Origin of the sequence: Gemella cuniculi DSM 15828 (assembly GCF_000425665.1) — a bacterium.
Taxonomy (GTDB): Bacteria; Bacillota; Bacilli; order Staphylococcales; family Gemellaceae; genus Gemella; species Gemella cuniculi.
This window is the reverse complement of the sequence record NZ_KE384432.1, coordinates 197918-213863: the sequence shown is the minus strand read 5'-3', so window position 1 is coordinate 213863 and position 15946 is coordinate 197918. Positions and strand designations below refer to the sequence as shown.

18 protein-coding genes are annotated in these 15946 nt (G+C 29.5%); 11 read left to right on the top strand and 7 right to left on the bottom strand.

Annotated elements, in window-relative coordinates; translation table 11 throughout:
- Nucleotides 1–4 precede the first annotated feature (4 nt).
- The 6 genes from H612_RS0107245 to gorA all read left to right on the top strand — a co-directional run bounded on the left by H612_RS0107245 (nucleotide 5) and on the right by gorA (nucleotide 5997).
- Nucleotides 5–463, top strand: a complete 459-nt coding sequence (locus H612_RS0107245) for a PTS sugar transporter subunit IIA (RefSeq protein ID WP_027130841.1) — start codon at nucleotides 5–7, stop codon at nucleotides 461–463.
- Between the two features lie 4 nt (nucleotides 464–467).
- The gene (locus tag H612_RS0107240) at nucleotides 468–746 is read left to right on the top strand and encodes a PTS sugar transporter subunit IIB (protein WP_027130840.1); all 279 of its coding nucleotides are present in this window, start codon (nucleotides 468–470) and stop codon (nucleotides 744–746) included.
- Between the two features lie 87 nt (nucleotides 747–833).
- Nucleotides 834–2099, top strand: a complete 1266-nt coding sequence (locus tag H612_RS0107235; protein ID WP_027130839.1) for a PTS galactitol transporter subunit IIC — start codon at nucleotides 834–836, stop codon at nucleotides 2097–2099.
- 106 nt (nucleotides 2100–2205) lie between these two features.
- Nucleotides 2206–3249, top strand: coding sequence for a galactitol-1-phosphate 5-dehydrogenase (locus H612_RS0107230; RefSeq protein WP_027130838.1), 1044 nt, complete (start codon nucleotides 2206–2208; stop codon nucleotides 3247–3249).
- A gap of 18 nt (nucleotides 3250–3267) precedes the next feature.
- Nucleotides 3268–4314 (top strand): zinc-binding dehydrogenase, encoded by a 1047-nt coding sequence (locus H612_RS0107225; RefSeq protein WP_027130837.1) that lies wholly within the window; start codon nucleotides 3268–3270, stop codon nucleotides 4312–4314.
- A 330-nt stretch (nucleotides 4315–4644) separates the two neighbouring features.
- The gene (gene gorA / locus H612_RS0107220) at nucleotides 4645–5997 is read left to right on the top strand and encodes a glutathione-disulfide reductase (RefSeq protein WP_027130836.1); all 1353 of its coding nucleotides are present in this window, start codon (nucleotides 4645–4647) and stop codon (nucleotides 5995–5997) included.
- Nucleotides 5998–6136: 139 nt separating this feature from the next.
- Here the strand turns inward: gorA and H612_RS0107215 are convergent, their stop codons facing one another.
- The 5 genes from H612_RS0107215 to cysS are packed head-to-tail and all read right to left on the bottom strand — an operon-like array spanning nucleotide 6137 to nucleotide 9724.
- The gene (locus H612_RS0107215; RefSeq protein WP_027130835.1) at nucleotides 6137–6664 is read right to left on the bottom strand and encodes an NYN domain-containing protein; all 528 of its coding nucleotides are present in this window, start codon (nucleotides 6662–6664) and stop codon (nucleotides 6137–6139) included.
- 11 nt (nucleotides 6665–6675) lie between these two features.
- The gene (locus H612_RS0107210; protein WP_035500450.1) at nucleotides 6676–7119 is read right to left on the bottom strand and encodes a GNAT family N-acetyltransferase; all 444 of its coding nucleotides are present in this window, start codon (nucleotides 7117–7119) and stop codon (nucleotides 6676–6678) included.
- Nucleotides 7112–7927 carry a 23S rRNA (guanosine(2251)-2'-O)-methyltransferase RlmB gene (rlmB, locus tag H612_RS0107205; RefSeq protein ID WP_027130833.1) on the bottom strand — a complete coding sequence of 272 codons (816 nt, stop codon included), beginning with the start codon at nucleotides 7925–7927 and terminating at the stop codon, nucleotides 7112–7114. Before rlmB ends, H612_RS0107210 begins: the two co-directional genes overlap by 8 nt.
- Entirely contained in the window at nucleotides 7914–8342 is a 429-nt protein-coding gene (locus H612_RS0107200) for a Mini-ribonuclease 3 (RefSeq protein ID WP_027130832.1), read from the bottom strand. Before H612_RS0107200 ends, rlmB begins: the two co-directional genes overlap by 14 nt.
- A complete protein-coding gene (gene cysS, locus H612_RS0107195) occupies nucleotides 8327–9724 on the bottom strand; it encodes a cysteine--tRNA ligase (RefSeq protein WP_027130831.1) in 1398 nt (465 codons plus the stop codon). The genes H612_RS0107200 and cysS overlap by 16 nt, the downstream gene beginning before the upstream one ends.
- A gap of 188 nt (nucleotides 9725–9912) precedes the next feature.
- On the opposite strand from cysS, the gene H612_RS0107190 reads away from it, so the two are divergent.
- Both H612_RS0107190 and clpP read left to right on the top strand, forming a co-directional pair.
- Nucleotides 9913–10791 carry a YitT family protein gene (locus tag H612_RS0107190; protein ID WP_027130830.1) on the top strand — a complete coding sequence of 293 codons (879 nt, stop codon included), beginning with the start codon at nucleotides 9913–9915 and terminating at the stop codon, nucleotides 10789–10791.
- 142 nt (nucleotides 10792–10933) lie between these two features.
- Entirely contained in the window at nucleotides 10934–11587 is a 654-nt protein-coding gene (gene clpP, locus H612_RS0107185) for an ATP-dependent Clp endopeptidase proteolytic subunit ClpP (RefSeq protein ID WP_027130829.1), read from the top strand.
- Nucleotides 11588–11623: 36 nt separating this feature from the next.
- Here the strand turns inward: clpP and H612_RS0107180 are convergent, their stop codons facing one another.
- Nucleotides 11624–12874, bottom strand: coding sequence for a peptidoglycan bridge formation glycyltransferase FemA/FemB family protein (locus H612_RS0107180; protein ID WP_027130828.1), 1251 nt, complete (start codon nucleotides 12872–12874; stop codon nucleotides 11624–11626).
- 147 nt (nucleotides 12875–13021) lie between these two features.
- Here H612_RS0107180 and H612_RS0107175 point away from each other — a divergent pair, with 147 nt between their 5' ends.
- Nucleotides 13022–13786 (top strand): alpha/beta fold hydrolase, encoded by a 765-nt coding sequence (locus tag H612_RS0107175; RefSeq protein ID WP_027130827.1) that lies wholly within the window; start codon nucleotides 13022–13024, stop codon nucleotides 13784–13786.
- A gap of 82 nt (nucleotides 13787–13868) precedes the next feature.
- Here the strand turns inward: H612_RS0107175 and pssA are convergent, their stop codons facing one another.
- The gene (gene pssA, locus H612_RS0107170) at nucleotides 13869–14387 is read right to left on the bottom strand and encodes a CDP-diacylglycerol--serine O-phosphatidyltransferase (RefSeq protein WP_027130826.1); all 519 of its coding nucleotides are present in this window, start codon (nucleotides 14385–14387) and stop codon (nucleotides 13869–13871) included.
- 181 nt (nucleotides 14388–14568) lie between these two features.
- Here pssA and H612_RS0107165 point away from each other — a divergent pair, with 181 nt between their 5' ends.
- Nucleotides 14569–15477 (top strand): YitT family protein, encoded by a 909-nt coding sequence (locus tag H612_RS0107165; protein WP_027130825.1) that lies wholly within the window; start codon nucleotides 14569–14571, stop codon nucleotides 15475–15477.
- A gap of 64 nt (nucleotides 15478–15541) precedes the next feature.
- Nucleotides 15542–15937, top strand: coding sequence for a chloride channel protein (locus H612_RS10410; protein ID WP_281170301.1), 396 nt, complete (start codon nucleotides 15542–15544; stop codon nucleotides 15935–15937).
- Nucleotides 15938–15946 lie beyond the last annotated feature (9 nt).

The following is a 15946-nucleotide window of genomic DNA, read 5'->3' as shown; positions in this document are numbered from 1 at the left end:
TTTTATGGAAAATTTATTTACAGAAGATAATATTTATTTAGAAGTAGAAGGGGAAAATTTCCAAGAGGTACTATTTAATGTAGTTAAAGAACTAGATGAGAAAGATTTTTTAAATGAGGGATATGCTGAGGCAGTCCTAGAAAGAGAAAAAGTTTTTCCGACTGGACTTGAATTTCCTGAATATTGTATTGCTATACCGCATACAGATTCGAAATATATAAAAAAAGATGCAATAGCGGTGGTGAAACCTCAAAAAAATATATTTTTCAGAGATATGGGTACTAATTCGAAAGATTTAGAAGTAGGAGTATTTTTATTACTTTTAATAAGTAAAAATGAAAATCAGGTTAGTGTGTTATCTAATATTATAAGAAGATTTTCTGAGAAAGATTTTTATAATGGTATTTTGCAAAGTAATGATAAAAAACAAATTTTAAATATAATAAAAAACAAGGAGAACTAAGAAAATGACAAAAAGAGTATTAATAGCATGTGGAGCAGGAATCGCAACTTCTACAATCGTAGTTTCAAAAGTAGAGGAGTTAGTAAAGAAAAATAATCTTGATGTAGATATCAAGCAGATAAAAATTGCAGAAGCAGCAGGATTACAAAATGAAGCTGATTTAATAGTCTCTACTACAATTTTACCAACTACATACTCAATTCCAAGTATTATTGCGACAAGTTATATTATGGGATTTGGTGAAGAAGAACTAGATGAAGAAATTTTAAGTTATTTAAAATAAAAAGTGGTATTAAAAAATCTATGGGAGAAATAGAATATTTCTTTTATTAGATAAGGAACAAAATTTATAAATAAGGAGAAAGATATTATGCAAAAGATACTTGATGCAACTAATTATATTTTAGGCTTAGGGCCGACTGTTATTTTACCTATAGCAATATTTATTTTAGCTATTATATTTAGAGTTCCAGTGGGTAAAGCTGTAAGATCAGCATTGACTATTGGTATAGGTTTTGTTGGAATTAACGTTGTAGTAGGTATTCTTACTACAAATTTGGGACCTATTACAGAAAAATTGGTTGAGAAGTATAGTATTTCATTAAGTACTATCGATGTTGGATGGCCAGGTGCTGCTGCGGGTTCATGGGCCTCACCAGTTGCTGCAATTTTGATTCCGATTTGTGTTGTAGTAAATATTATTTTAATTGCATTGAAATTAACTAAAACACTTGATATTGATATTTGGAATTATTGGCATTTTATTGCAGCAGGTGCTACAGGGTGGATAGTTTCAGGTGGTTCATGGACATTTAGTATTTTATGTGCTGTGCTTTATGAAGTAATGGTTCTTGTTATGGCTGATAGAACTCAAAAAATGGTTCAAGATGTTTATGGATTAAAAGGTATTTCATTACCTACAGGTTCTACAGCAGCATTTGGATTTTTAGGAATTCCTATTGGTTGGGTAATTTCGAAAATTCCTGTTATTAAAGATATTCATATTGATTCAGAAACAATTCAAAAACGTTTTGGTATTTTTGGAGAGCCGATGGTAGTTGGAGTAATCTTAGGAATGATTTTGCAAGCACTAGTAGATTTTAGAGATGTTGGTGCCATTTTAAAAACTGGAGTTGCTATGGGTGCATTTATGATGTTGATGCCACGTATGGTTAAACTGCTTATGGAAGGATTAATTCCAATCTCTGAATCAGTTCGTGATTATATGAAAACTAAATACAAAGGTCGTGATTTATATATTGGTTTGGATGCAGCTGTGTCTATTGGACATCCATCTAATATAGCGACTGGTTTAATTTTGGTTCCTATTACATTATTACTTGCGATTATTATTCCAGGGAATAAAGTATTACCATTTGGAGATTTAGCGACTATTCCATTTTATGTGTCATTTATTGTGGCTAGCAGAAAGGGGAATATCTTCCACTCAGTATTAGCAGGAACATTTGTTATTGCATTATCACTACTTATGGCAACAGATTTTATAGGAGTTCATACACAACTAATGCAAGGTATTGATCAATTTAGTCATGGACATTCAAGTCTAAGTTCATTGGATCTTGGTGGTAATTTCTTTAACTGGATTATTTTGAAATTCTCACAATTATTTTATTAAAATGTAACTGTTTAATTAAATGGCGTCTAAGGTGTAATAATTTTTTAGTAATATCTAGACGCCAATTATTTTAAACGAAATAAATTTAAGAAAAGAGGAATTAAATATGAAAGCTTCAGTCTTATATGAACATGCGAAGTTTGATTATAGAGAAGTGAAAGATATTGCTTGTAGAGAAAAGGAAGTGAAAATAAGAGTTTACTCATGTGGAATTTGTGGTTCAGATATTCACAAGATGCAAACAAAATGGAAATATGGTTATCCAGCAATTATTGGACATGAATATTGCGGAGAAGTTGTAGAATGTGGGAAAGATGTTACAAAATTTAAAATAGGCGATAGAGTAGTTTGTGTACCTTTTATGCCGTGTAATAAATGTGAATATTGTAAACAATCAATATACTCAATGTGTGAAAATTATAAAATGATAGGTTCGCAAAAATTTGGTGGTTTTGCAGAATATTCAATTATTCCTGAAGATAATTTGCTAAATATAGGTGATTTGGATTATGATAAGGCAAGTTTTATAGAACCACTTGCTGTAGTTATGCATGCGGTAATGGGAATAGATATTGATTTAGGTGATACTGTAGTTATACTAGGAGCGGGGACTATAGGGATGTTGGTGTTACAAGCGATTATTTCAGCTGGAGCCTCAAAAGTTATAGTAGTAGATATTGATAATAGAAAATTAAAACTTGCTAAGAAATTAGGTGCAACATATACAATAAATTCTTTAGAAGAAAATCTAGAGGAAAAAATTCTAGAATTTACTAATGATGTTGGTGTAGATATTGCTTTGGAATGTGCAGGTAGTACAATAACTCAAGAACAAGCATTACTTCTTACAAAAAAACATGGTAAGGTAGGATACTTAGGAATTGCTTACAAAGATGTAACATTAAAGGAAAAAGCTTTTGAAAATATTTTTAGAAAAGAGTTAACTTTGAAAGGTTTTTGGAATTCATACTCTGCACCATTCCCAGGAAGGGAATGGAGTAATGCTATTGATTTGATTTCCAAAAATAAAATTGATGTAGAAAGTTTGGTAACACATAAATTTTCGCTAAGAGATGTTGATAAGGCATTTGAGATGATACTTGGAAGAAATGAACCATTTGGAAAAGTTCTTATTCTTCCACAAAGTTAAAGAAAGAGAGGAAAAAATATGCTGGCTGTAGTAAAAACAAAAGCAGGATATGATAATTTAGAATTATTAGATTCAGAAGAACCGAAAATCTATGGAGATAGAGTAAAAATAAAAGTGGCATATACTGGAATTTGTGGTTCTGATATTCATACTTTTAAAGGTGAATATAATGTAAAAGGATTGCCAGTAACATTAGGACATGAATTTTCTGGAGTTGTTGTTGAGGTTGGACCAGATGTGAAAAATATTAAAGTAGGAGATAGAGTAACTAGTGAAACAACATTTGAAACTTGTGAAGAATGTATCTATTGTGAATCTAAAGACTACAATCTTTGTGATAGTAGAAAAGGCATAGGAACACAAGCAAATGGTAGTATGGCGAGATTTGTATTGAGCCGTGAAGAAAGTTGCCATGTACTGTCAGATAAAATTAGTCTTAAAGCAGCAGCGTTAACAGAACCATTGGCTTGTTGCACACATTCGGTTATGGAAAAAACTAGTATTAACGAAGGAGAAACGATTTTAGTAATTGGACCTGGACCTATTGGTTTATTAGCTGCACAGGTAGCAAAAGCAAATGGAGCAAAAGTAATAATTACAGGGATAACACAAGATAAACCAAGACTAGATTTGGCAAAAGAAATCGGAATAGACTTGGCAGTAGATAGTTTGATAGAAGATTTGAGACAAGTAGTGTTAGATGAAACTGACGGATATGGAGTTGATAAAATATTTGATTGTTCGGGTTCAGTCTTTGCAGTTAATAATGCATTACCACTTATGAAGAAAAAAGGAGATTTTGTTCAAATAGGTTTATTTGCTAAAAAAATGAATGAATTTGATCAAGAAAGCATAATTCAAAGAGAAATTAGATATATTGGTTCAAGATCACAAAAACCTTCCTCATGGCATTTAGCACTAAATTTATTAGAAAATAATAAAATAGCTGTTGATAAAATGATAACAAAAATTTATCCATTAGAAAAATCAAGAGATGCTTTTGAAGCTGTTATGGCAGGAAAAGAGATAAAAGTTCTAATTAAGTCAAATGAAGATTTAGATTAGAATAAAAAACAAATTAGGGTTCGATAGACTATCTTATAAAATTTTTAAGAATTTATTTATTGAAAAAATTTTATAAGGTAGTTTTTGTTACTTTAACAAAAGTTTTGTAAGCATATTTATTGAAGAAAAAAAATAAATATTGCATACTATATTAAGGAAAGATTACAAAGAAAAATTGTATGTATTGATATGTTATTTGTATGCAATTGAAATTTTATTCCTATATTGTAATCTTCGATAGAAAATAAAGTAATAGATATAATGAATGATATTTTATTTTAGGAAGTTTGATACTTTTGTAAAAATTCATTATTTATAAGAGGTGAAAATATGATAAAACAATATGACTATATAGCTATTGGTGGTGGAAGTGGTGGTATTGCTTCTATAAATAGAGCGGCTATGTATGGACAAAAAGGCTTGTTAATAGAAGGAAATGAACTTGGTGGAACATGTGTAAATGTTGGATGTGTTCCGAAAAAAGTTATGTGGCATGCATCACAAATTTCTGAAAGTTTAAAATTATATGCTAATGATTATGGTTTTACTTTTGAAAATTTAGACTTTGATTTTTCTAGTTTAGTAGAAAATAGATCAGCCTACATTGATAGAATACACGGCTCTTATGAAAGAGGATTAAGTAATAATAAGGTTGATGTGATTAAAGGTTACGCAAAATTTATTGATAAAAACACTGTTGAAGTAAATGGAAAACAATATAGTTCAAATCATATATTAATTGCGACAGGAGGAAAACCTAGTATTCCTGATATTGAGGGTGCAGAATATGGAATTACTTCTAATGAAGTGTTCGCACTTAAAGAACTCCCAAAAAGAATTGCTGTAGTAGGTGCAGGATATATAGCAGTAGAGCTTGCTGGAGTGTTTAATGGTTTAGGGGTGGAAACTCATCTTTTTGTAAGAAGAGATATACCTTTAAGAAAATTTGATAAAGATATTGTTAATACTTTGGTAGAAGTAATGGAAAAAGAAGGGCCAATTCTTCACAATCATGCAACTCCCAAAAAACTTAAAAAAAATGAAGATGGAAGTGTAACATTGATTCTTGAGGATGGAAGAGAAACCATAGTAGATTTGTTAATATGGGCGATAGGGAGAAAACCTGTAACAGAAAATTTAAATTTAGAAGTAGCAGGGGTTAAGATAGATGAACGTGGGTATATTCCAACTGATAAATATCAAAATACAAATGTAGATGGTATCTATGCAGTTGGTGATGTGACAGGACGTATTGCATTAACTCCAGTAGCAGTGGCAGCAGGAAGAAGGCTTTCAGAAAGATTGTTTAATGGAAAAGTAGATGAGCATTTAGATTATACTAATGTAGCGACAGTAATATTTTCACATCCGCCAATTGGTGCTATTGGTTATACGGAAGAGTCAGCTATTAAAGAATTTGGCGAAGAAGATATAAAAGTATATAAGTCTAGTTTTACTCCAATGTATTCTGCTGTTACAAGTAATAGGCAACCAAGTGTTATGAAAATTATAACTTTAGGGAAGGAAGAAAAGATTATTGGTCTTCATGGAATTGGATTCGGTATCGATGAAATGATACAAGGATTTGCAGTGGCAATTAAAATGGGAGCGACAAAGCAGGACTTTGATGATACGGTGGCAATTCATCCAACTGGTTCAGAAGAATTCGTAACGATGAGATAGTTTTGAGTTTTATATGTACTTAAGATATTAAAATTTAAAATAAAAAAACTAAGAACGTAATCATATGTTCGTATGAATAATATGTGATATAAAATTAAAATAAGGATAGATTGCAGAATTCAGCATCTATCCTTATTTTTTAAAATTTACCACCTTTTAAAAAATTCTCTAATTTTTTTCTATCTTTATCGCTCATTCTAATATGACGATTTTTAATTCTATTAGAAGTATTATGTTTTTTGGCAAGGTTTGAAATGTTCTTTTTTCTTTCTTTAAGTTCTTTTATAAACATATGGCAATCACGTAAAATTGCACCATATCCAAGAGTTGTATCACGCTCATCATGATCATCACTAACTACAATAATATCAACAAAGTGTTCTATGCGAAGTTCTCTAGTTTTTCTTTCTATCCATTGATCTGCTTTTTCACCAGTTTTAGTGTAAACTATACTAATAGGGGCTTCTTCTTTTATGTATTCTTTTGAACGAGTAAGGTAAGCATCAAAGATACAGTAAACAATGTAATTATGTCCTCCAGCATATTCTTTAAGAATATCAATTAGAGTATCACGCTCTGTTGGAAATGTTGAACTTTTTATAAGTTCATATTCTTTCATGCGAAATAATAAATTATAACCATCGATAAATAAATATTGTTTTTTCATAATAACACCTCCTAACAAGAGATTGATTTTCTCATATCAATATGTTCAATTCCAGCATCTAGGTAGATAGTATCATTTATTCTAATATAACCTAAGGTTTTGTAGAAATTTTCGACTTGAAGTTGTGCAGACAGAATTATATTGAAATTTTTTTGTAGTAGCTCTTTAATAACTTCTTCACATTCTAACAAAAGTTTTTTTCCAATACCTAAAGATCTATATTGCTTGTCAACTGCAACACGACCAATACGAATGGTTTCTTTATCTAAATCTATAATTCTGGCTACGCCAATAAGTTTATCTTTTTCAAAATATCCTAGATGGACTGTTGAATTAAGAAAGTCATAATTATCTATTTCAAGATTTAATGGAACATTTTGTTCAACGACAAATACTTTTTTCCTAAGTTCAAAGGCTAATTTTTTTTCATGATCAGTTTTGAGGATTTTAATCATTAATATTATTTATCCTCTCGTACATAACTATTCCTGCAGCTACTGAAGCATTTAAACTTTGTATTTTTCCAAGCATTGGAAGGTGGTATAAAAAATCACATTCATTAGTGACTATCTTACTCATTCCTTCTCCTTCATTACCAATGATAATGACTAATGGGACATCTTTTGCAATTTTAGTATATTCTTCAGAGTGGTCGGCTAACGTTGTTCCAGCAATCCAAAATCCTTTTTCTTTAAGTTTTTTTATGGCATCAACAAGACTGGATACACGAACAACCGGTATGTGTTCGATAGCACCCGCTGAAGCTTTTACTGTAGTTTGACTAACTACTGCAGCACGACGTTTTGGGATAATTACACCTTTTACACCACTAGCTTCTGCAGTTCTAATAATTGCCCCAAGATTATGAGGGTCTTCAATATGATCTAACAAAAGTAATGTAGTGTTTTTATTAATTTCTAAACTGTTAAGAACTTCATCAAGTTCAAAGTAGTTATATGGAGCAACAAAGGCAATGACACCTTGATGGCGTTCGGTTGTAGAATTATCTAATTTTCTTTTTGGGACTTCTTGACAAATAATTTTTTTCTCATTGGCTAAAGCAAAAATAGATTTTAATCTACCTTTTTCAATACCTTCTTGGAAAAGAATTTTATTAATCTCACGTCCAGATTTTATTGCTTCAATAATAGCGTTTCTTCCTGCAATAACCTCTTTGTCGCTATTCATTTCATTGTCCAAGATAATTTTTTTCTCGTTATTTTTTTTTCGAAGTTCTTTATAGTAATTATTATTTTTTTTCATATATATTTATTATGTAATTAAACATTTCCTCCAATCTATCAAAGTTTTTTTCTAAATACAGATATCCAAAAACAGCCTCTAAACCAGTAGCAAGTTTATATTCTATAATGCTGGCGTTTTTTGCTTTAGTGTTGTTTTTTTGATTTTTTGCTCTGTTGAATATTTTTTCTTCATTTTTATTTAGAATATTATTTTCTAAAATTTTCAACATAAAACTGGCTTGTGCACGTGCTGAGACTATAGTGGAAACAGTTTTATGAAGATCATTAATTTTTCCAAGATGATTTTTTATAACATATTCTCTACTCATAATATCATAAATACTATCTCCAATATATGCAAGAGTTAGTGATTGCAGTTGCTCTGAGTTAGTAAAGTTTTTTTTGGTAAATTTAAAATTTATATTTTTTTCCATCTTACTCCTTGTTTTGTGTCTTCTAAAATAATACCTTGTCCTTTTAAATCATCACGGATTTTATCAGCTAAAGAAAAATCACGATTTTTTCTAGCAGTTTCACGTTCAGCAATTAAATTTTCAATATAGGTGTTATCAAGATCATAGTTTTCTTTAATATTTATTCCTAAAATAGAACTATAAGTTTCGAATGCAGCATTAAGAAGTTCAAGCGTTTCTTTATTTACGGAACTTTTTGCTGTATATGAATTTGTAATCCTAACAACTTCGTACCAAGAAGAAAGAGCATTAGCGGTGTTAAAATCATCTTGCATATATTCTTCGAATTTTTCTAATTCATTAGTAATATTACTGATAACTTCATTATCTAGTTTTTCTTCCATCATTTTATTGTTTAATCTAAATTGTAGATTTTGATAGGCGGTTTTTATTTTTTCAAAATTAGTTTTAGCTAACTCAATATTTTCTAAAGTGTAATTGATAGGTGTTCTATAGTGTACACTAAGCATAAATAAACGAAGTACCATAGGATTAACTTCGGCGATAATGTCTTTTACTAGACGAAAATTTCCAAGAGATTTACTCATCTTCACATTATCAATATTAATAAAGGCATTATGCATCCAATAGTTACTAAATGTTTTGTGATTATGACATTCCGACTGGGCTATTTCATTTTCATGATGTGGGAATGTTAAATCTTGACCACCAGCATGAATATCAACTGTTTCACCCAAAGTTTCTTTTGCCATTACAGAACATTCTATATGCCATCCAGGGCGTCCTTCACCAAATGGGCTATCCCATTTTACTTCGCCAGGTTTTGCTTTTTTCCAAAGTGCAAAATCGAGTGGATCTTCTTTATGTTCTCCAACTTCAATTCTAGCACCACAAATTAAATCATCTATTGATTGTTTGCTAAGTTTTCCATAATCTTCTTTTTTTCTAGTTCTAAAATAGACATCACCATGTGATTTATAAGCGTAATCTTCATCAATAAGATTTTGAATAAAATTGATAATTTCGTTCATATACTCACTAACTCTTGGATTTTTAGTTGCACGTTTACATCCTAGTGCATCATAATCCTTATAAAATGCTTCAATATATTTATTGGCAAGCTCATGTGTACTGATTCCTTCTTCATTACTAGCTTTAATAATTTTATCATCAACATCAGTGAAATTTGAAATAAAATCCACTTCGTAACCACTGTGTTCTAAATATTTTCTAACAACGTCAAAAACAATAATAGGACGTGCATTTCCAATATGAATATAATTATAAACAGTAGGACCGCACACATACATTTTAACTTTGTCTTCTTCAATAGTCTTTAAAATTTCTTTTTGCTTTGTCAAAGTATTATAGAGTTTTATCATAAAATTGCTCCTTTTTGCTTCGTATAAAATTGTCCAAATATAAATACTAAATATAAAATTTCATTAATTAAATTTTATCATAAAATGTCAATAATTAAAATTGTAAATTTATATTTTCATATCTCTTGATTTATTTTTTATTTGTATTAAAATATAAAGAAAGATAAAGAAAAAAGGAATAGGGATTCATGGAATTATCAGATACTATTTACACGACGGAAAGACATAAAAATTTTAAAAATATTTTTCTTTTAATAGTAGGTTCTATATTATTTGCTATCTATGCTGGATTATTGTTACCTGCAAACAATATAGGTGCAGGAGGGGCATTAGGGCTTAGTTTGGTAATGAATAAATTGACAGGAGTAAAAATAGGGACAGCACAGTTTCTTTTAAATGTTCCATTATTTTATATAGGTTATAGGTATGTAAGTAGAAGATTTATAATATTAACAGGAATAGTTATAAGTGCGTCATCATTTCTTATTAATAATTTACCAAAACTTATAACCCCTGTTCATTTGGGCGATTCATTGGTAGCAGCAATCTTTTGTGGAATTATTTCAGGACTTGCTATGTGTTGTCTTTTGGTAGGTGGTGCATCAACAGGTGGGACAGATATTACGGGTAAATTCTTCTCTTGCAAATTAAAAATTAATTTACCCACTGTATTTTTAATTCAGGATATTTTAATTTATGTGATAGTTTGGATTTTCTTTGACATAAAATATGTAATGTACGCATTAGTTATGAGTTTTGTTCGGAACCAAACTATGAAGGGAGTTCAAAAATTTTTCTCGGCATATATCCAATGTACGATAATCTGTAACTGTCCAGAAAAAATGGTTGAGATAATAAACAATACGCTACATCGAGGATCAACTATACTGGATGTCGAAGGGGGATATACACATAAGAAAAAAAGAATGATTATCTTAGTTATTCAACAAAATGAAATGTATTTATTAAAAAAATTAGTATCAAAAAATTGTCCAGAAGCATTTATCACTGTGACAGCTGTTAACACTATAGTAGGAAACTTTAAAGAACATTCTTATAGATTATAAATAGAAAATCATGTAATGATGAAAATAAACTGCAAGGAGTTTTATAATATAAAAGTGAAAACTATTTATTATCGTAAAAATTTGCTTATTGACCAAATTTGATATATAATATCAAGTGAGAATAAAATTAGGAGGAGAGAGAATGAATTTAATTCCTACAGTAATAGAGCAAACTTCTCAAGGAGAGAGAGCGTACGATATTTATTCAAGACTTTTGAAAGATAGAATTATAATTTTAGGTTCTGATGTAAATGATCAGGTTGCTAATTCAATAACTAGTCAGCTTTTATTTTTAGAAGCACAAGATAGTGAAAAAGATATTTATTTCTACATAAATTCACCAGGGGGTAGTGTAACGGCAGGGTTTGCTATTTATGATACAATGCAACATATAAAATGTGACGTTGTTACTATTTGTATGGGAATGGCAGCGAGTATGGGGGCATTCTTATTGGCTGCTGGAACTATTGGGAAAAGATATTGCTTACCAAATGCTGAAGTTATGATTCACCAGCCATTAGGAGGAGCTCAAGGACAAGCAACAGAAATTGAAATAGCTGCTAAACATATATTAAGAACTCGTGAGAAGTTAAATAAAATTTTATCAGATAGAACAGGACAGACATTAAAAGCAATAGAAAGAGATACAGAGCGTGATAATTATCTAACAGCAGAAGAAGCATGTGCTTATGGATTGGTGGATAAAGTTATGTATCCTGAGAACAATAAACCTCAAAAAAAAGAGAGAGTAAAGAAAGTTACAGCTAAGAAATCTGTGAAAAAATCAGATGAATAAAAAATAACCACCTTTAAAAGGTGGTTATTTTTGCTATTATATTTTCCAGATTTTTCCGATATTATTTCTAATTTCATAATTATCCATAAAATATTCTACATTTCCATTAAAATTACGTTTGAATTGAAGTACACCATAGTCTGCAGATTCTTCGGATTCAAAATCTTTTGCTGTACCAAAGAAATTAAAATATTTAAAATTATTTTTAATAGCAAATTTCATCATATTAAATAAAATTGCATACGGTCCTTCATAGCGATGGAATTTTTGTATAGCTCCACTGGTGAAATAAATTAAATCTTGACCAGATTCAATAAAACTGGCGCATGATAAATTTATAATATTTCCATTTTCTTCTTTAAGTTCACTAATTTTATCGATTTTTTTATACCAAATCGCAATATTTTCATCATATTCCTTAATTCTATTATTGGCTTTTTTGGCATTAACTTTTCCTTGTTCTAATTTTTCAATTAGGTCTTGTCTTTCTTTTTCCAAATTAGCAATAGTATTATTTGTAGTTTCAATAAATAATGAACAATCAATATAAGAAACAAGAAGATGGAGTTTGTCACCTAGATTTTCCTTAAGAGATTTGAAATATTCGTTATCTCTAATTTCAAAATTGATTCTACTCTCTGTATCACGATTTATCATATCAAAAACTTTTGCATCTTCTTCATTAAAAATATCAATTTCTCTAACAAGGACACCCTCTTTTATAGTTCTATTAATAGTATATCTCGCAATTTGAGAAATATTCTTTAATAAAGAATCCTCGGTAATATTTTCATCTAATTCTTTAGAAAATACGCAACGAGATGCTAGAGTAGGATTTGTGAATAAATCATCATTAAGAGCATTGTAGTTCAAAGATTTTAAAATTTTATTAATGTTAATTGCTACATCATTATTTTTAATAAATTCTACATCATTATAAATTTTTTCATTAATAAATGGATTAACTCGAACACAAAGAACACGTAAATCTTTAGAAAAATATTGTTTTAGTTGATTAAAATAGAATTTAACTAATTCAGTATTAGAGTAGTCCATTATTGGTCCAAATTGAGCTGTAGCTTTATAAAAGAATTTTTTATATTGAAAATAAATAAAAGTACCATAAGCAAGTATTTCGTTATTTTTTTTAACCGCTAAAATTTTTGTCTTAAGATTGTTATTTTTTGCCATTTTACTATATTCGGCAGACTGTGAGAAGAAATAACGATCGTTATTTTCATTTTGAAACTTCTGCAATTCATCGCTACTAATTTCAGTAAATATCATTAATATATTCTCCTTTTTTTATATTTAACCTATAAAATTATATAACAAAATTGAGAAAAAAAAAAGAAATAACCATTTAATAAATGATAATTAAAACAATAGATGGTATAATGGGGGTAAATTAACTTTTTAAGAGGTAGTAACTTTATGAAAGAATATAAGCTGAGAAATCAAAATTATAAAATACGATACAATGATTTTCCTGGTGAACAAACTCCGATTGTTTTTATTCATGGATTAGGATGTGCTAGTTCATTTGACTATATAGAAATAGCTATGAAAAAAGAATTTTTAACACATCGAAGAATATTGATAGACTTATTAGGTGCGGGATACAGTGATAAACCTGTAGAATTTACCTACGAAGTGAAAAATCATGCGAAATACTTGAGAGAATTTTTGGAAGATTTGAATTTAGAAAAAATTATTCTTTTTGGGCACAGCCTTGGAGGAGCAATAGCGATAGAATTATGTTCTTTATGCGAGAACCGTGTGGAACGTCTAATATTAACAGAGCCTAATTTAGATCCAGCGACTAAAGGTCGAACTAGTTGGGCGGTAGCACAATATACAGAAGAGAATTACAAAAAGAGATTACAGAAATTAATAGGATATTGTGAAAGTGGAAAAAATACAATGTGGGCGGCAACACTTCGTAACTGGTTACCAAAAGCTGCTTATCAAATTTCTAAAGATGCAATAACTATCAGAGAAACATCGTGGAGAATAATGTTATATAATTTTGCAGTTCCTAAATATTTTATATTTGGAGAAAAAACATTACCAGGTTCAGACTATGAAGAACTTCCTAAACATGATGTTAGTGTAAAAGTAGTAAAAGATGCTGGACATTCGATGGCATGGGAAAATCCTGAGGGGTTGGCGGAAGTTATTTATACCTGTATAAAATAAATAAAAAAAGCAAAGAGAAAAGATTCATAGTAAAAACTTATCTAAGTTTTTAAACAGGTTTGAAAATCTCTTTGCCTTTTTATTATATCTTTTTAATTTTTATACTACTTACCATTAAATAAGAGCTGACTACTAATAGTACTAGCAGTACAATACTAGGTAAATTGAAAAGTGAAACTATGGCTAAAACTGTTCCGCATGTCGTAATAGGAACACCTTGATAATAACCATTTTTCATTTTTGTAACATTAAATCTAGCTAAACGGTATGCTCCACAACAAACGTAAATGGCACATAGTAATGCAACTATTACGGTTAAAGTCATTGTAGGTTTGTCATTTGCTAAAAATATTTCAAAAACAAGAACAGCAGGTGCGACACCAAAACTAACAACATCACATAGAGAGTCCAAGTCATGTCCAATTTCGGATACAACACCAAGTTTTCTTGCAACGATACCATCGTATCTATCAGCAAGCATTGCTAAAATAATAAAGACAGTTGCCCATACATAATACCCATGTGTTGCAGTTAATATTGAAATAAAACCACAAAAAATATTTCCAAGGGTAAGGTAATTAGGTATGAAGTTTTTATTCATTAAGTTATCCTCCATTTATTAATACTTATAATTATAGTACAAAATAATAAGAATGTCTAAAGAAAGATAAGAATATTCTGAGAAAATTATCAAAGCTATTTATAAAAAATTATCAAGAATATTGTTTTTAAAAAAATAAACTGATATAATGATTTAGTAAAGTATTTATGGGAGGTATACTGTGAAATTAGATTTTAAAAGTATAAATAAGAAAAAAATAACGAAAGAATTATTTTTTATAGCACTAGGATGTGCTGTTTATTCCTTTTCGCTGTTACATTTTAATGTGCCGAATAAACTAGCAGAAGGTGGTGGAGCAGGAGTAGCATTATTTTTCCTATATGCCTTTGGTTTACCAGTATCTTATGGTACATTATTAGTTAATATTCCATTATTAGTCTTAGGATACAAAATGTTAGATAAGAAAACGATGATTTATACGATTTACGGAATTTTAATGCTAACGTTTTGGATAAAAATTTTTGAAACTTATCATGTTGTGATTGATATTGGAGGAGATCGTCTTCTTGCATCTGTTTTTGGTGGAATTATAGCTGGGACTGGACTTGGTATAGTTTTTGTTTTTGGCGGAACTACTGGAGGAGTGGATATTATTGCTAAAATATTCCAAGTTTATTTTGGTTTTTCAGTAGGACGTGTAATTCAAATATTAGATGGGATAATTTTACTATTTACTTTTATGGTATTAAAAAGTTTTCCAGCGATATTATATACACTAATCTATATCTATATTTGTACAAAAATTATAGATTATCTAATTGAAGGTGGTATTCCTGGAAAAGGAGTAATGATAATGTCACCAAAAATAGAAGAAATAACACAAAAAGTTTACACTGATATGGATAGAGGTTTAACTTTTATAAAGGGACAAGGTAGTTACTCAAGAAAAGATATGAATATTGGTTATTGTGTAGTTTCGAGAAGTGAGGTTGCTAGACTAAAATCATTAGTTTATGCTGTAGATCCAAATGCTTTTGTAACTATATCTGATGTTCATGACATAATAGGTCAAGGTTTTAGTTTTGATCAGCCTAAGAAGAGGAAATTTAAATTTAAAAAAAATAAATAAGTTTGTTTGGGGTTGAAATTTTTATCAGCTCCTTTAATTATTTAAGAGGTAAGGAGTAGGAGGTATGAATAAAATTTTTTATTTAAGAGCAATTTTGATAACATTGATTACAAGTATTTGTTGTTCCTATTTTGGTCAGATGCTGTTATTCTTAATCAATAGCAGTAAAAATTATTATGTTTATTTGATATATATAGCTCCTTTAATTTTAATTTTAACAAAATACAGTAATAAGTATTTTAAAACCCTAGACCTAGGAATGAAATATTTTATTACAGCAGCTAACAATGGTAAAGAGAAAGTTAGTTGGTATTTTCCAATATTACTCATTACTAATACGTTTTTTGCACATATAACAGGAGTAAGTGTTGGTCGTGAGGGGGTTGCTGTTCAATTTGGAGGTGCAGTAGGGTTAAATTTATCAAAAAGTAATTTTACAGAATCAGAAAAAAAATTCTAGTAAAATTGG

Coding starts and splice junctions, on each gene's coding strand:
- H612_RS10410 (WP_281170301.1), top strand. CDS start 15,542: ATGAATAAAATTTTTTATTTAAGAGCAATTTTGATAACATTGATTACA.
- rlmB (WP_027130833.1), bottom strand. CDS start 7,927: ATGAAAAAAAATAATAATTACTATAAAGAACTTCGAAAAAAAAATAAC.
- H612_RS0107245 (WP_027130841.1), top strand. CDS start 5: ATGGAAAATTTATTTACAGAAGATAATATTTATTTAGAAGTAGAAGGG.
- H612_RS0107235 (WP_027130839.1), top strand. CDS start 834: ATGCAAAAGATACTTGATGCAACTAATTATATTTTAGGCTTAGGGCCG.
- clpP (WP_027130829.1), top strand. CDS start 10,934: ATGAATTTAATTCCTACAGTAATAGAGCAAACTTCTCAAGGAGAGAGA.
- pssA (WP_027130826.1), bottom strand. CDS start 14,387: ATGAATAAAAACTTCATACCTAATTACCTTACCCTTGGAAATATTTTT.
- gorA (WP_027130836.1), top strand. CDS start 4,645: ATGATAAAACAATATGACTATATAGCTATTGGTGGTGGAAGTGGTGGT.
- H612_RS0107180 (WP_027130828.1), bottom strand. CDS start 12,874: ATGATATTTACTGAAATTAGTAGCGATGAATTGCAGAAGTTTCAAAAT.
- H612_RS0107190 (WP_027130830.1), top strand. CDS start 9,913: ATGGAATTATCAGATACTATTTACACGACGGAAAGACATAAAAATTTT.
- H612_RS0107200 (WP_027130832.1), bottom strand. CDS start 8,342: ATGGAAAAAAATATAAATTTTAAATTTACCAAAAAAAACTTTACTAAC.
- H612_RS0107215 (WP_027130835.1), bottom strand. CDS start 6,664: ATGAAAAAACAATATTTATTTATCGATGGTTATAATTTATTATTTCGC.
- H612_RS0107175 (WP_027130827.1), top strand. CDS start 13,022: ATGAAAGAATATAAGCTGAGAAATCAAAATTATAAAATACGATACAAT.
- H612_RS0107225 (WP_027130837.1), top strand. CDS start 3,268: ATGCTGGCTGTAGTAAAAACAAAAGCAGGATATGATAATTTAGAATTA.
- H612_RS0107240 (WP_027130840.1), top strand. CDS start 468: ATGACAAAAAGAGTATTAATAGCATGTGGAGCAGGAATCGCAACTTCT.
- cysS (WP_027130831.1), bottom strand. CDS start 9,724: ATGATAAAACTCTATAATACTTTGACAAAGCAAAAAGAAATTTTAAAG.
- H612_RS0107210 (WP_035500450.1), bottom strand. CDS start 7,119: ATGATTAAAATCCTCAAAACTGATCATGAAAAAAAATTAGCCTTTGAA.
- H612_RS0107230 (WP_027130838.1), top strand. CDS start 2,206: ATGAAAGCTTCAGTCTTATATGAACATGCGAAGTTTGATTATAGAGAA.